Here is a 13366-nt window from a genome sequence, read left to right on the forward strand (position 1 = left end):
CCTTGCTGTGGAAGGCCCGCAGCCCGGTAGCGCTCAGTAATCTGCCGCCATGTCCTCGACTCATTCCGATCCGCGCATTCGGCTGGGCCAGATCCTGGATCCCACAATTCCGCTGGGGCCGTTCGAGGACATGGTCCTCACCTTCCACGAGTCGCCGTCCGGCACGGGCAAGTCCCACGGGGACCCGCAGTGCCGCATGCTCCGACCAGGTCGTGTCATCACCTTCCGAGAGAGGCAACTCAAGCTCGCCGTCGGCAACTTGTGCGGGCACTGCGCGTGGCCCGTGCCGGACGGCCACCCGGTCGTCGATTTCGTCGGCGCGGTGACGGCGGTCGCGGGCCTGCGGACCTGGACCGGCAGGGCCTGCGGACTGGGCCCCGGGGGAGCGGAGGGCAGCGCCGGGCAGGCTGCAGTGAACATCGACGTGTCCTTGGACGGGCAGTCGGGGGCGCCGGTTGGCTCCGCGCAGCTGCGGGACCTGCGGGAGCAGTGCTGTCGGCACTGGCGTCGCATGCACACGTGCATGCTCGCCAGCTATGCCGCCACGACCGCCTACCCCTGCCTAGGCGTGTGGGCGCGGCCCCTCCAGGTGGCGCTCGCCGAGGTCATCGAGTGCCGACGGCAGGAACTGGCTGCCCTCTTGCCGGTGGCGGACCTGGTGCAGGCGGCCTGCGCTGCAGCGCTCCCGGAAGCGGTACCGGTGTCCGGGCCGGGGTTCGCGGGCCTGGGCAGCGAGGCGCCGCAAGTGCTCCAGCGGGCGTGGTGCCAGTGGCAGGGCGCGGTCGGTTCCAGCTGGGGTGCGCTGGAGGAGAGCCGGTCAGCGGCCGCCACCGTGGTGTACGAGGCTTTCGGCCGACGCCGCAAAGGTCGCGCGGAAGCGCTACAAGCGCTCGACCTGTTGATCGCCGACTGGAGCACGCAGGCGCGTGCTCAGGCCGCCCAGTACGAGAGCGCCCCTGGTCGGCTGGTCACCGTCCAGATCCCGCCGATCACTCGCGACACGCTGACCGGCGCCGAACAGGACCCGCTCACCCGCTGGGACGCCGGCATCGTCGCCACCCAGCAAGTCTCGGCGTTGTGGCCGCAGGGAAGCATCGAACTTTTGCTTCCAGAGCCCGTGGCCGGGCGCCTGTTCGGAAACGCGGAGCCCGTCGGGCCAAAGGAGGAAGGCCCTCTACCGCTGGAACCGCTGTCGCAGGGCGAGGAGCACCTGGGGGCGTCGGCTCGGGTCAAGGCCCGGTCCGACTGGGGAGCTGCTGCCGGACCGGGCCGTCGGCGAGATGGGGGCGGGCCTCTACGCGGCGTTACCCAGGTCCGTCGGTTGTGTGTCGGGGGTGTCTTCGATATCGGCGAGGTCCAGGGCTCCGGACAGGGCATTGACGGCGTCGTCGGCGGCGTGCTTGAGGAGGTGGCCGTAGATGTTGATGGTGGTGGACAGGGTGGAGTGCCGCAGGGCCTTGGACACCACGGCAAGGGACACACCCTCGCTGATCATGATGGTGGCTGCGGTGTGGCGAACGTCGTGCAGCCCGATCCTGGGCACCCCGGCCTCGGCCGAGCGCCGGCGCAGTTGGTCCAGGACCCACTGGGGCCGTAGCGGCGCCCCGTCGACCATCGCGAACACCAGGCCTTCCAGCGGTGCGCCCGGCGGCAGCAGGAAACGCTGGTAGTCGGCCTGCCGGCGCAACGCGGCCACGACCCTGGGGGACAGGCTCACCCAGTTGCGGCTCGCCTTGGTCTTCGGCGGCCCCAGGTGCAGCTGATTGTTGTTGACCGTCGCCAGGGTCCAGCGTACGAACAGCTTGCGCTCCATCAGGTGCACGTCCGCCCAGTGCAGCCCGAGCGCCTCACCGCGCCGAAGGCCTGTCCCCAGCAGTAGCTCGAAGAAGTCCCGCAGCTGGTCGGCGTAGCAGTCGGCGTTGTGCCGCAGGAAAGCAGCGGCCTGGCGCGGAGTCCAGCAGGTCCGCTCGGGGGAGGCGGGGCGCGCCATGACCGCGTACAGAGCCGGGTTGTAGACCAGGCGACGGCTGCGCACAGCCGCTCCGAGTGCGCTGCGCAGGGTGGCGGCGGCCCGGTAGACCGCCACGCGCCCGCGTCCCTTGAGTAGTTGACTGGCGACCCATTCCTCGATGTGCCGGCTGCGCAGGTCGCTCAGCCGCATCGCGCCGAACACGGGCAGCAGATCCCTGTGGACGGCGTCGTGGTAGTTGGCCGCGGTGGACGCTTTGAGGGTCCGTTCCTTCAGCGCGAGCCACTCGAGCAGGAAGGCGCCCACCGTGACCTTGGGATCCTCGAAGACCCCTGTACGTTCGGCGCTCAGCACCTGCTCCAGCACGTACAGGGCATCCTCGTAGGTGCGGTATCCACCGCGGCGGCGGGTCTTGCGCCGCCCGTCGACCGAGGGCAGGTCGACGGCGTAGGCCCAGCTGCCATGCTCCTCATCGGTCCTCAACTGCGGGCAGGTCGAGCCGATCTGGCGCCCGTCGGTGCTGCGGCAGCCGCATCGGCGGTAGATACGGCCACGGCTGGGACTGGTGGTCATCGTGTTTCCCCTCGGTCAGGTGATCCTGGAGGGACAAGTGCCCACCCGTCACCTGGGCAAGGGGCTTCGGGGATCGGCGTGCGCAGCACCACAGGAGCGCGAAGCGGTGAGCGCCGGAGTCCGGCGGCCGGATATGAATGTCGTTGCTCCTGTGCGCCGGTTTTGGCTGGTCAGATCGTCACGCGACCCTCCACGGGAACCTCGAATTCGCAGGGGCAGCGGCCGACGCCCGCGAGCGGCTACTGCGCCGGCGTGGGGCTTACGTGCGCTTCGCGCACGACCACCCCGACCAGTTCGTGACCATGTTGCGCAGCCAGCCGGATGCCAGGCCCGGTCGGTCACGACTCCTTCGAGTTACTGCTGCACACCGTCACCGACGCCCAAGGGTCCGAACTCATCAGCTCGAACCCTTCGCCGGAACTGATCGCATCTGGGCCACCCTGCACGGCCTCGCCGTCCTCAGCCGGCGGCGGCCACACGAACGCTTCGGCCTGGACGAGCCGCCGGAAGACTCGCCTCCAGCACCCTGTCAGCACTCCTGGGCCTCCCGGCTCCGCCATCGGGCCGGTGTCCCTGGAGTCGTACAACTACCCCGGCCGCTACCTCAGTTACCGTGCCAACGTTGAGCTCTGGTTGGACCCTTCCGACTCCACGAACGCGTTCCGCGTCAGCAGCTCCTACTACGCGATCGCCCTCTGGGTCTGACCGCTCGTGGGCCTTGCCGTTCCTGCGCACGGCCGCACCGCTGTCCTTCCGGACCACAGCCGAAAGTCAGGAGCCGGCAGACCGGTCAAATCCGCTCCGCCGACCCATGCCGAGTTGCAGGGGCGGGTCACTCGCCGCGATGGGCGCCGCGGTTGCGGCGTCCGCGCAGGGCGAGTACGCCGCCGACGGCGACGGCCAGCACGCCGGCGCCGGCGGCGTAGCCCACGGCGTCGCTCGTGCCGGTGGTGGCCAGGGCGCCCCCGGTGCTCCCGGTGGACGGGGACGCGGAGGCCGAACCGGTGCCGGACCCAGCAGCAGCGGAGGCGGAGGCGCTCGAGGACGCGGTCGGTGTCGGAGTTGTGGCGGACACCGTTGCCTTGTTCCTGGTGAAGGTCAGTGTGCCGTAGCCGAGTTGGTCGAAGCCGCCGCTGTCGCCGCCGTAGTTTCCGCCGCCGCCTTCAGGGCGGACCTTCGCCGCGGTGGCACTGACGTACGGAGCGGGGAGCCCGCGGCGGTTGACGTAGTGGTTGTAGATCATCTCCCAGATCGGCCGGACCGCGCCTCGGCTGTTCGGGGAGGGTGCCGTCAGGGTCTGCGACCCCGACCACACGCCGGGAGCGCCGTAGTTCCAGGTCCAGGGGGTGTACGGCACGTCATAGCCCAGGTTCCACTTGGCGACGTACTCGAAGCCCTTGAGGAGGCGGCTGTCGTCATAGCCGTACAGGTCGATGCCCTGGTTCCACGCCATCTCGCAGATCGCGCCCGCCAGCCCCACGCCCAGCGTGGCGTGCCCCTGATCGCGGCCGACTTCCACCCACTGCCCCAGGCCGCCCGGGTGGATGACCGGGATGAGGTGCTTGATGGAACCGTTGCCCGCCCCGGACTTGAAGTAGGTGACGGCCTCGTCGACCTTGGCCTGGTCGTCGCACAGGATGCCCACGGACAGCACGCACGCCGCACTCAACAAGTCCCAGCTGCCCCAGTAGTTGGTGACGAACGCACCGTTGTGCTTGGCGAGGAAGCTGCTGCTCATGGGATAGAAGGTGTTCAGCATCATGGTCTTGAACCGGTCGAGGTCGAAGCCGCGGTAGCCGAGCATCAGCTCCGCGGCGTTCGCGAACTGGTAGCCGTAGATGCCTGCGGCGATGAACCGGTCCCCGCTGCCGGCCAGCGTCTTCATCTTCGCGGACCAGGCGTTGAGGATGTCACGGGCCGCATCCCCGTGCGCCGCGTCGCCGGTGATCTGCCAGCGCAGGGCGTTCTGGTAGGCGGCGTGGATGTCGTAGAACATGGCAGCGTAGTTGTCCGATGCGCCGGATCCGCGGTAGACGGTGGCCTGCGGATTGGTCTTCCACGTGCTCTGCGAGACCGAGTTGGCCACCAGCCGGTTCCAGCCGGCCGTCACGGGCTGCGCGCCCGCCTTCACCTTGGCCGCCATGCGGTCCAAGTCGGCCTGCGTGTGCAGCAACCCGGGGTGCGCGAACACCCCGGTGGCCGCCGCGGCGGTACCACGTCCCAGGGGGCGACTGTGCCGCCAGTCAGTGCCACGGTGCCCACACCGGTCGCCAAGCCACCGGCGATCTGCAGCAGGCTCCGGCGGTTAAGCATCTGCTGGCTCATGTTCTGGCTCAACTGTTCTCCCTGGTCGGATTCGGTTCTACGCCAAGGAGACTGGCCGGCCGACGGGCCATGACAAGAAGTCGCAACCTGAGCCCTCGCCCGGACTGTGCGTCCTGCGCCACGATCAGGACCTGCGCCACCGGTGAAGGCCACTCCGACACTGCGGCTCGACAACCGGGACCGGCCCCGAGGTTGGGAGCTGCTGCGGCTTATCCCCGCGCGGGTGCCCCTGGCGTGCCGTATTCCCTGCTCCTCGGTGCGGCGACTGCTCGCCACCTCTACGGTCCGCGGCACACCACCATGGTCAGCCCATGGGCCGGCCTCGAGCCACGGCGGGTCTGCCGCGTTTGTCCGGTCCGGATCCGGGCTGGTTCGTTCCGCTGAGTGCGCCGCAATAGGACGCCTACGTCGTGTCGTGCGTCAAGCGCCTGGTTACTCGGCTTGCGAGGGTTCGAGAATGAGGAACTCGTTCCCCTCGGGGTCCGCAAGCAGCTGCCAGCGTGACTCGTCCATTCCGACGTCCACATGTGAGGCGCCGGCGTCCAGCAGACGATTCACCTCGACCGAGGGATCGCAGCCGACGCCGGCCGTGAGGGCCAGCTGCACGCGGTTCCGGCCTGCCTTGGGTGCCACTGGCGGGCCCATGACCAGTGTGGGTCCGTCGCCAGCCGCCGAGACGAGCCTGACGCCCCAGTCGCCCTCGTCCGCGATCGACCAACCGCTCGCCTCCGCCCAGAACCGGCCCTGGCTGCTCGGATCGGCGGCGTCCTGGCAGATCTGGGCAAGCCGACTGTGGAAGCCCGCCTTGGGCAGGACGCAGAATTCGTTACCCTCCGGGTCGGCGAGCACCTCCCACGGCACCGCGCCCTGTCCGATGTCCACGCAGGTGGCGCCCAGGGCGAGCAGGCGCCGCACTTCGTCCGGGTCGCCCGTGAGATCGAGGTGCACCCGGTTCTTTGCGGTCTTCGGCCGCGTCGAGGGGACGAACAGCAGTCCGACGTCGTCCGCGCTGCGCGGGCGGATGCCCGTGCCGTCATCGATCGAGCCGTCGTCGGTGGGTTCCCATTCCAGGGCCTGCGCCCAGAAGCGGGCCAGCAGGGGGTCCGACGCCTCGATGACGACCATGGTCAGCTTCTTCGGCATGCAGGTGACTCCTTTCAGCTATGGGCCGGAGGCAGATCAGTTGTAGGTACTGATTTCGATCAGGTTGCCGTCGGGGTCGCGCAGGTAAGTGCTGGTGATGGTGCCATGGGCACCGGTACGCGGTACGGGGCCTTCTTCCACGGGCACTCCGCAGGCGGACAGGTGGGCCAGGACCTGTTCTTGCGACGTTTCGGTGACCAGGCACAGGTCGGCGCTGCCGGGGGTGGGATGCGTGGCGTGCGGGAGGAGTTCGCGGCCGACCTGGTGGAGGTTGATCTTGCTTGTGCCGAAGGCCAGCGCGCGGCGTCCCTCGCCGAAGATGAGCGGGCGCATGCTCAGGACGCGTTCGTAGAAGCCGACGGTCCGTTCGATGTCGGCGACGGTCAGTACCAGGTGGTCCAGGCCGGTGATCCGGATCCCTGACCGCAGGTCGGGGGCGTACCGGCTGAGCTGCTGTACGCAGGCTTCCCACGCTGCGGCGGAGAGCAGGTCGCGCGAGCCGGTGAACAGCCGGTGCAGGGCGGGGCCGTAGCGGTCGGCGAGGTCAGCATTGTGCGCCAGCACGTCGAGTTCGTTGGCGGCGGTGATCTCGAGGAAGGCGCGCACGTCCGGCTCTGGTGGGGTGTGCTCACGGCCGGTGAAGCGGTCGCGGAAGACCACCGGTCGCGCGCTCGCCAATCGCGGATACACGACGCCGCGGTCACAGCTCGCGTAGAGGTGGACCAGTGCCTCGGCCCGTTCGCCGATCAGCTCGGCGAGGAGTGCGCGCTCGGTGGTGTCCATCAGGGCTTGGTCGAACCCGTCGGTTCCGTACGCCGCGTGGCACAGTCCCGCAGCCCGCACGTCCGGATCGGTGCCCCACTCGTCCAGGAGGCGCGCGACGCGGATCAGGTGATCCAGGAGCGTTCCGCCGGGGTGGGGCATCTCGCTGGCGCCCCGGGTGCGTAAGAGCTCCTCGACGGCGGGCCACGCCACGGCACGGCCCGCGCTACTTCCCGGTGAGCTGCCGTCGGGTGGGACGATCCGCCGCATCACGCCTCCTGGTCCGCCGCGCGAGCCACCTCGGCCACCAGCCGGGCGGTGATCGGGGTCTCGACGCCGTGGGCGGCCCCGGACCGCAGTACCGCTCCGCCGATGGCGCCGATTTCGAGCGGGCGTCTGGCCTCGGCGTCACGCTGCATCGAGGACTTCATCGCCTGCGGGGCGCGGTCGAAGAACGAGAGCACGGTCTCGGTCGTCACGGGTGCGCCGGCGGCCTGTGCCACGGCGGTGATTTCGTCGAGCGTGGCAAGCAGTTCCGGACGTCGCTCGCTGCGGATGGTGCCGACGACAGTCTGATAACGGGTGGTCAGCAGGGCGAATGGGGCGAGGAAGGCGAGCTTGTCCCAGAGCATCGCTGTCTCGTCGGTGCGCAGGGCCACACCGAGGCCGGCGTGCCGGAGCCGGTCCGCGAACTCGTCGAGTGGAGCCGCCAGTTCGAGGTTGGTGAACGGGCTGCTATGGACGATGCACCCTGGTGAGGTGCGGGCGGCCTCGACCCTGATCGTGCCGGCGACGACCTTGGCCGAGGGGTAGCGCTCGCGCAGCACGGCCAGATGGTCGAGGCCGTTGAGCAACGGGACCACGATCGCGTCGCCGAGGACATGGGCCGGGACACGGTCGAGCGCCTCCTCCAGGGCGGTCTGCTTGACCGTCACGAAGAGGACGTCCACCGGCTCGCGCAGCTGCGTGTCGGCCTCCACCGCTGCCGTGAAGTTCCCGTACTGGGTGCTCTCGATGCGCAGGCCGTCACGGCTCAGCACGGCCGCGGTCTCCCCGCCGGCCAGGCAGACGACGCGGTGTCCGTCACGGGCGAGCAGCGCGCCGATCAGGCCGCCGACGCCGCCCGGTCCGAGGACGGCCACCGTCAGGTTGGTTGTGGTCACGTGCGCTCCTGTCGTTCTTGGGAGACCAGTGCGGTCGTGCGGAAGGCCGGCGGTGGGAACTGCGGGTGGACCACGGTGCTTCCCCCTCGGCGCGATGCGGGTCGGCACCCGCCATGCGTTCACCGCGTCCGGATCGGGGTGAACGCAGTGGGCGGGTTGCCGCCCTGGGCCCTGCAGCGATGATCGAGCATCCCGGAAACCCAAGTCAATCCACGGGTTTGCTGGTAAACACCCAAGCGATACCTTGGGTTGCTGTGACGCTTGACGATCTCCGTGTCTTCACCGCGGTCTGCCAGATCGGCTCACTGAGCGCCGCCGCCCGCGACCTGTCCTGCACGCAGTCTGCGGTCAGTCAGCATGTGAAGCGGCTTGAGCGGGAGGTGGGCCTGAGCCTGCTCGAACGGCACACCCGGGGGGTGGTGCCGACTCCGGCCGGGCGCATGCTGCACGCGGCGGTCACCGAGGGCCTGGCGTGCATCGACCACGCGCTGCACAGGCTCGAAGAAGTAGCACGCGCGGAAGGCGGATCGGTGCGGGTCACGACAGGGGCCACGACCGTCCGGCATTTCATGTCCGCGGCCGTCGTCGACTTCCGGCGGCGCTTTCCCCAGGCCAGCCTCGAATTCCAGACCGAAACCTCCAGTCGCGGCTGCTTCGACGCGCTCGCTGCCGGCGGCGTCGACCTCGCCTGGATCACCCTGGGGCCCGCGACTCGCACCATTGAGCAGCGCCCTGTTGTCGAGCTTCCCTGGGCGCTTGCCGTCTCGGCAGCCGATCCTCTGGCGGCCAAGGCCTTCGTGGAGCCGGCTGACCTGCAGGAGGCCCGGCTCATCGGGCTCCCGGAGAACTCGACCTCCCGCCTGCAACTTGGCGCCTGGCTTGCGGAATCCGGGATCCGGCCGGTGTTCGACACCAGCGTCGCCGATTGGGACACCGCGATCCTTCTGGCCGAGTTGGGACTGGGCCACGCCGTCGTTCCGGCCCTGCCCGCCTGGAGCGGTCCCGGACACCCGGACCTGCGGCTGATCCCTATCCCTGCGCTCCCGGCCCTCACCGCGGGCTGGGCAGTGCGCCGTTGGGACGCTCTCTCTCCGCTGGCCCGCGCGTTCGCCGAGACCGTCGCGCACCACTGCGGCCAGCAGACCGTCCTTGGATAGACGTAGGCCGAGGGGCGTGTCCAACCCCCGAGTGGTGTTCAGCCCCTCGATGCGCTCGTCGCCTTCGGCGTCATCGACTGCGCGTGTCAGTACCAGCCGGGTACCGGTGGCAGCGGCCACCTCGGCGGGGTCGGCAGTGGCAGGTCCGAGCGGAGCTGCGGGTCTCTGCCGCGTCCGGCGAGCCAGGCGAGCAAGGTGTGGCCCGGGCCGGTGACGGTGGGCCCGGTCCCGGAGAGTGTCCAGGATCGGTCGAGGTCCTCGGCGTCGATCCGGGCGACGGGGAAGTGATGGGCCGCCAGTGCGGTGAGGATGTCGTCGAGCGCCCAGGTGACGTAGTCGGCGGGCCAGTTGGCGGTGGTGTAGCCAAGGTTCAGGTCGGCGTGGTGGGTTTCGAGTTCGCGTCGGCAGCGGTGCAGGGTGAACCAGGCCGGGTGCCACCAGCCCGCCAGAGCGGTGACCAGGGTGGTCCAGCGTTCGGCGGGCACGGACGCCGCCTCGTCGAGCAGTCGGTCCAGGCTGGTGCGCAAGTCGGCGACGAGTTCGGCGCCACTGCGCCCGGCGCCCTCGTGCAGCGCGCGGTCCAGCGTGACGGCGTCGGCCCGGGGGCCGGGCTCGGTGCCGGTCCGGGCCAGGGCCAGCAGCCAGCAGTAGACGTCGGCGCTGCGGGCGAGGTGGGTGACGACATGGCCGCGGGTCCAGCCGGGCAGCGCCGACGGCTCGCGGGCCCGGAGGTCGGTCAGCACGTCGAGAGTGGCGCCCAGGCGTGCGGCGGACCTGCGGACGCCGTCGAGGACGAGCGCTACGTCGGCCGGGGCGATAGCGATGTTGTCGGACACGGGCCCGTACTCTACGGCCCGCCCGCGAGCAGGTCACCGACGGCTGCAACACCCTCGGTGATAGCGCGCTCGCTCACGTTGCCGAATCCGGAGACGAGTTGCGCGGGCGCTGCGGCTCGCGAAGCGCGGGGCCGCCCCAGGCAGCCGTGACCTTCGCTACCGCGCCGGCCGTGGTGATCTCGCCGCCTCGGCCTCGATCTCCGCCAACTGCTTGCCCAGGAGTTCGGCCTGCTCGGCCAGCTCCGCCCGACTGGCGGCGATCCGCCGCTCGGTGAATCGCGCCGTCCACTCCGCCCCCACCCATGAGCGACTCGTTCGCCGCAGTCACGATCGCGTCCGTCTCCTGGAGCGTTATGTCACCCTGCACGACCTCGATCACAGTCATGCCCTGATGATGCCACCAGCACCGAACTACAACACGGCAACGCATGAGCCCAGATCAGTGGCCAGGAAGACCAGGTGGAGGCCCTCGGCGGTATCCACTCGCCCCAAGGCGACCGCGGCATCTCCCGCACGCCGAAGGGCCGGCAATCCGTGTCCAAAATCCTTGCAGGCGACGATGCCATCCTGCGCCATCCAATCAGCCCGCCATGCCCAGACGTCGAAGAGCTCGCGAGCCGGCACCGGATTGTCGGCACGCACCCAGAAGGTCGCCCCAGCCCGCAACGCCAGAGCAACTTCGTCGGCGACGTCGGTCCCATGCCGTTCGAGGGCAACAGCCAGGTCTTCGCGATCCACGACGTGCAGTATGGCCTGACGCGGCGACCGCAGCGGACCGAACCACACGGACCAGGGCTTCTACTATCCTCGGATGATGTTGAATCGAGATGCTGTTGCCGGGATCAGCTTGGCCCGGGTGATGGCGCATTGCGGCGGTGACCTCCGTGCAGCCGTCTCCTTTATCGCGCGCGCAATCGCAGCGGCGCCCGAGGCCCCGGAGCCGTACTCGATGCTCGGCGAGATGTGGGATGAGCAGCGGCCAAGCCTCACCGCTGCCCTTGCGGGATCCAACTCTCTACCTACGGTGTTGGCGACGTCCTTTGTCCGTTTCCTTGAAGCGGACATGGACAACGCGGTGATGGCCTTGGGCTCGGTGACTGGCGCGCAGCCCAGCGTCGAGTGGGCGAGGGCCCCATGGTTCAGTGACCCGCACTTCACTGACCGGGTGGGAGCGGAGGGGCTGGCCGAGGCGGTGATGCGGACCATGGACTGCGGCCATGCTCTGGACACACCAGCAATTCGAGACGGTTTGAACCCCTGGCGCGAGTTGATCGACAAGGTCTGCGATCGGGCGCCGGCCCCGGAGCCGATGGCCAAGATGGCGATCTTCCTGCGCACCTGCGGACTCACTGACGAATCGTTCGCTCTGTGTGACCGCGCTGACTCTGTCGAGCGGATCATGCTGACCGAGGTCGTGCGGGCGGCCACCTGGCGCAAGATCGGCAATCCGCAGAAGGCCGCGGCGGCTTTCCACCGAGCTCTCGCCATGGAGCCCGACAACTGGTCTCTGTACCTCGACCTGGCCGACCTGCAGGCCGAGCAGGGGGACTTCGCCAGTGCCGTGCAGTCTGCAACCGAAGGGTTGAAGCACGGTCCAACCGAGATCACCCTCCGCGCGGCAGGGGCCGCCTACCGTGCTCGTCACTCGGGTGATGCAGACGCTCTGGAGGCCCTGATCGCACTCGCACCGCAGATGCCGAACGGTCCTTACCGTGCCGTTCTGATCGATCACGCCTGCGCTGGTGAGGGCCTGTCCCCTGAACTCGTTGACCGGGCGTGCCGCCTCCGCTGATCCGATACACATGGCGTAACAATGGCGCCGCGACTCGCTCTGGCGAGCCGTCCAGCCGATCGAAGACCACGAAGTGGGCGACAACGCTGAGCTTGTCCTACCTTCCAAGCGTGGGTCTGCGGCGGTCAATCGTAGGATCGTCGGGCCCGGGGGTTCCGGGCATGGCTGTGAGCTTGTCGCCGTCTGATGGCTCAAATGACTTGGCCACCCGGAACCCCGCGACGACCCGACCGCTCATTGGGAAGTCGTTTATGGTCCGAACCTGCCGGACCATAAACGGCAAGCTAAATCCGTGGCGGGTCGTCCCCACTACCTGCGACCATCCTGTCCATGCCGACTTTCGACGGGCCCGACGGTACCCGCCTCGCTTACCACCGCATGGGCTCAGGGGGCGATGGTCCGCTGGTGTGCATCCCCGGCGGGCCGATGATGCGGTCCGCCTACTTCGGCGACCTCGGCGGGCTGGCCGCGCAGTGGGAGCTGGTGCTGCTGGACCTGCGTGGCACGGGGGACTCCGCCAAGCCCGCCGATCTTGCCGGTTCCCGGGTGGACCGACAGGCCGAGGACGTGGAATCGCTGCGCATCGCCCTGGGCCTGGAGCAGCTGGATCTCCTCGGTCACTCCGCTGCCGGTGACCTCGTGCTGGCCTACGCGGCCCGCTACCCGGAGCGGGTGCGGTCGCTCGTGCTGGTCTGCGCGCGGGCGCGCACCGCGGGGATCGACTTCCCCATCGAGCGGCGCCGCGAGGCGTTGGAGCTGCGGCGGGACGAGCCGTGGTTCGACGAGGTCGTGCCGGCCTTTGAGCGGGCGGTCGCGGGGGACGCGGACGACGACGACTTCGCGCTGCTGAACCGGCTCGCCTACGGCCGGTGGGACGCCGATGCGCAGGCGCACGCGGCAGCGTGCGAGGAGTGGTTCGACGAGGAGGCCGCGGACGCATACCTGGCCCCGGGCGCCTTCGACGCGGCCGACACCGCCCGCGCGGTGCTGAGCAAGCTCGACGCGCCGGTCCTGATGATCTCCGGCGAACTGGACGGCTCTCCCCGCCCGGACTCCGCCGCGGAGGTCGCCGCGCTCTTCCCATGCGGGGAGCACGTCGTCCAGGCGGGCGCGGCGCACAGCCCGTGGGTGGACGGCCCGCAGGCCTTCGCCCGCACCGTCGCGGAGTTCCTGGCCAGGGTCTGAGCCTGCCGTTTGTGGTCCTATCCGCCGGTCGCAGCGGTTGGTAGCACGGGTTGGCCGGTGCGCCGGGGTTTGGTTCCGGTCTGGTGCTGGGTGGGGCGGGTGTGGGGTTCGCCGTCGGCCAGGACGCGTCCGACGTCGTGGCGCGGGGCCGGGGCCCGGTTCTTCGAGCCGATCGGCCGTCCGGGACCGGGGGTGGTGGGTTTTTGTACCCGGGCCGGCGTGGGGATCATCGTGCACAGGTTCCTGAACCCGCGTCGGACCCGGGCGGGGGTGAGTCTGTTCGAGGGGAGCGGTCGTTCCCACGGGCGGCGCAGGTCGGTGGCGAGGGGACGGGCCAGGCGCAGTTGGGTCTGGGCGACCACGACCCAATGCCGCGAAGTTTAGCGCCCGGAGGCGGTGTCAAGGGGGCGTGAAATGCTGCTGGACCTCTGCTATCAAGGGGATCGACCAAGATCTTCCCG

The 13366-nt window shown here is 69.6% G+C and carries 13 protein-coding genes and 1 pseudogene; 5 read left to right on the plus strand and 9 right to left on the minus strand.

Features of this window, described 5'->3' with window-relative positions; translation table 11 throughout:
- Positions 1-1294 precede the first annotated feature (1294 nt).
- Entirely contained in the window at positions 1295-2542 is a 1248-nt protein-coding gene (locus tag ABIA33_RS35295) for a tyrosine-type recombinase/integrase (protein ID WP_370087754.1), read from the minus strand.
- Between the two features lie 137 nt (positions 2543-2679).
- Between ABIA33_RS35295 and ABIA33_RS35300 the strand changes: the two genes are divergently transcribed.
- Entirely contained in the window at positions 2680-3168 is a 489-nt protein-coding gene (locus tag ABIA33_RS35300; protein WP_370087756.1) for a TetR-like C-terminal domain-containing protein, read from the plus strand.
- A complete protein-coding gene (locus tag ABIA33_RS35305) occupies positions 3110-3247 on the plus strand; it encodes an AbfB domain-containing protein (protein ID WP_370087758.1) in 138 nt (45 codons plus the stop codon). Before ABIA33_RS35300 ends, ABIA33_RS35305 begins: the two co-directional genes overlap by 59 nt.
- Positions 3248-3374: 127 nt before the next feature.
- Here ABIA33_RS35305 and ABIA33_RS35310 read toward each other — a convergent pair whose 3' ends face one another.
- From ABIA33_RS35310 to ABIA33_RS35325, 4 genes are all read right to left on the minus strand, one after another.
- Entirely contained in the window at positions 3375-4685 is a 1311-nt protein-coding gene (locus ABIA33_RS35310) for an alginate lyase family protein (RefSeq protein WP_370087760.1), read from the minus strand.
- 614 nt (positions 4686-5299) lie between these two features.
- Entirely contained in the window at positions 5300-6010 is a 711-nt protein-coding gene (locus ABIA33_RS35315; protein ID WP_370087762.1) for a VOC family protein, read from the minus strand.
- 36 nt (positions 6011-6046) lie between these two features.
- Positions 6047-7042 carry a VOC family protein gene (locus tag ABIA33_RS35320; protein ID WP_370087764.1) on the minus strand — a complete coding sequence of 332 codons (996 nt, stop codon included), beginning with the start codon at positions 7040-7042 and terminating at the stop codon, positions 6047-6049.
- Positions 7042-7935, minus strand: coding sequence for a ketopantoate reductase family protein (locus ABIA33_RS35325; RefSeq protein WP_370087766.1), 894 nt, complete (start codon positions 7933-7935; stop codon positions 7042-7044). Before ABIA33_RS35325 ends, ABIA33_RS35320 begins: the two co-directional genes overlap by 1 nt.
- Positions 7936-8189: 254 nt before the next feature.
- Here ABIA33_RS35325 and ABIA33_RS35330 point away from each other — a divergent pair, with 254 nt between their 5' ends.
- Complete coding sequence (locus tag ABIA33_RS35330; protein ID WP_370087783.1) at positions 8190-9092, plus strand: LysR family transcriptional regulator; 903 nt, start codon at positions 8190-8192, stop codon at positions 9090-9092.
- A gap of 86 nt (positions 9093-9178) precedes the next feature.
- Here the strand turns inward: ABIA33_RS35330 and ABIA33_RS35335 are convergent, their stop codons facing one another.
- The 3 genes from ABIA33_RS35335 to ABIA33_RS35345 all read right to left on the minus strand — a co-directional run bounded on the left by ABIA33_RS35335 (position 9179) and on the right by ABIA33_RS35345 (position 10666).
- Positions 9179-9928 (minus strand): maleylpyruvate isomerase family mycothiol-dependent enzyme, encoded by a 750-nt coding sequence (locus ABIA33_RS35335; RefSeq protein WP_370087768.1) that lies wholly within the window; start codon positions 9926-9928, stop codon positions 9179-9181.
- Between the two features lie 73 nt (positions 9929-10001).
- Complete coding sequence (locus tag ABIA33_RS35340; protein ID WP_370087771.1) at positions 10002-10358, minus strand: macro domain-containing protein; 357 nt, start codon at positions 10356-10358, stop codon at positions 10002-10004.
- Positions 10340-10666, minus strand: coding sequence for a hypothetical protein (locus ABIA33_RS35345; protein ID WP_370087773.1), 327 nt, complete (start codon positions 10664-10666; stop codon positions 10340-10342). The genes ABIA33_RS35340 and ABIA33_RS35345 overlap by 19 nt, the downstream gene beginning before the upstream one ends.
- A 73-nt stretch (positions 10667-10739) precedes the next feature.
- Here ABIA33_RS35345 and ABIA33_RS35350 point away from each other — a divergent pair, with 73 nt between their 5' ends.
- Positions 10740-11720, plus strand: a complete 981-nt coding sequence (locus tag ABIA33_RS35350; protein WP_370087775.1) for a tetratricopeptide repeat protein — start codon at positions 10740-10742, stop codon at positions 11718-11720.
- A 330-nt stretch (positions 11721-12050) separates the two neighbouring features.
- Positions 12051-12905, plus strand: coding sequence for an alpha/beta fold hydrolase (locus ABIA33_RS35355; protein ID WP_370087777.1), 855 nt, complete (start codon positions 12051-12053; stop codon positions 12903-12905).
- Between the two features lie 17 nt (positions 12906-12922).
- On the opposite strand, the pseudogene ABIA33_RS35360 reads toward ABIA33_RS35355, so the two are convergent.
- A pseudogene (locus ABIA33_RS35360) lies at positions 12923-13270 on the minus strand (transposase); the annotation flags it as partial.
- Between the last annotated feature and the right edge of the window lie 96 nt (positions 13271-13366).

The organism is Streptacidiphilus sp. MAP12-16 (assembly GCF_041262165.1).
Classification (GTDB): Bacteria; Actinomycetota; Actinomycetes; order Streptomycetales; family Streptomycetaceae; genus Streptacidiphilus.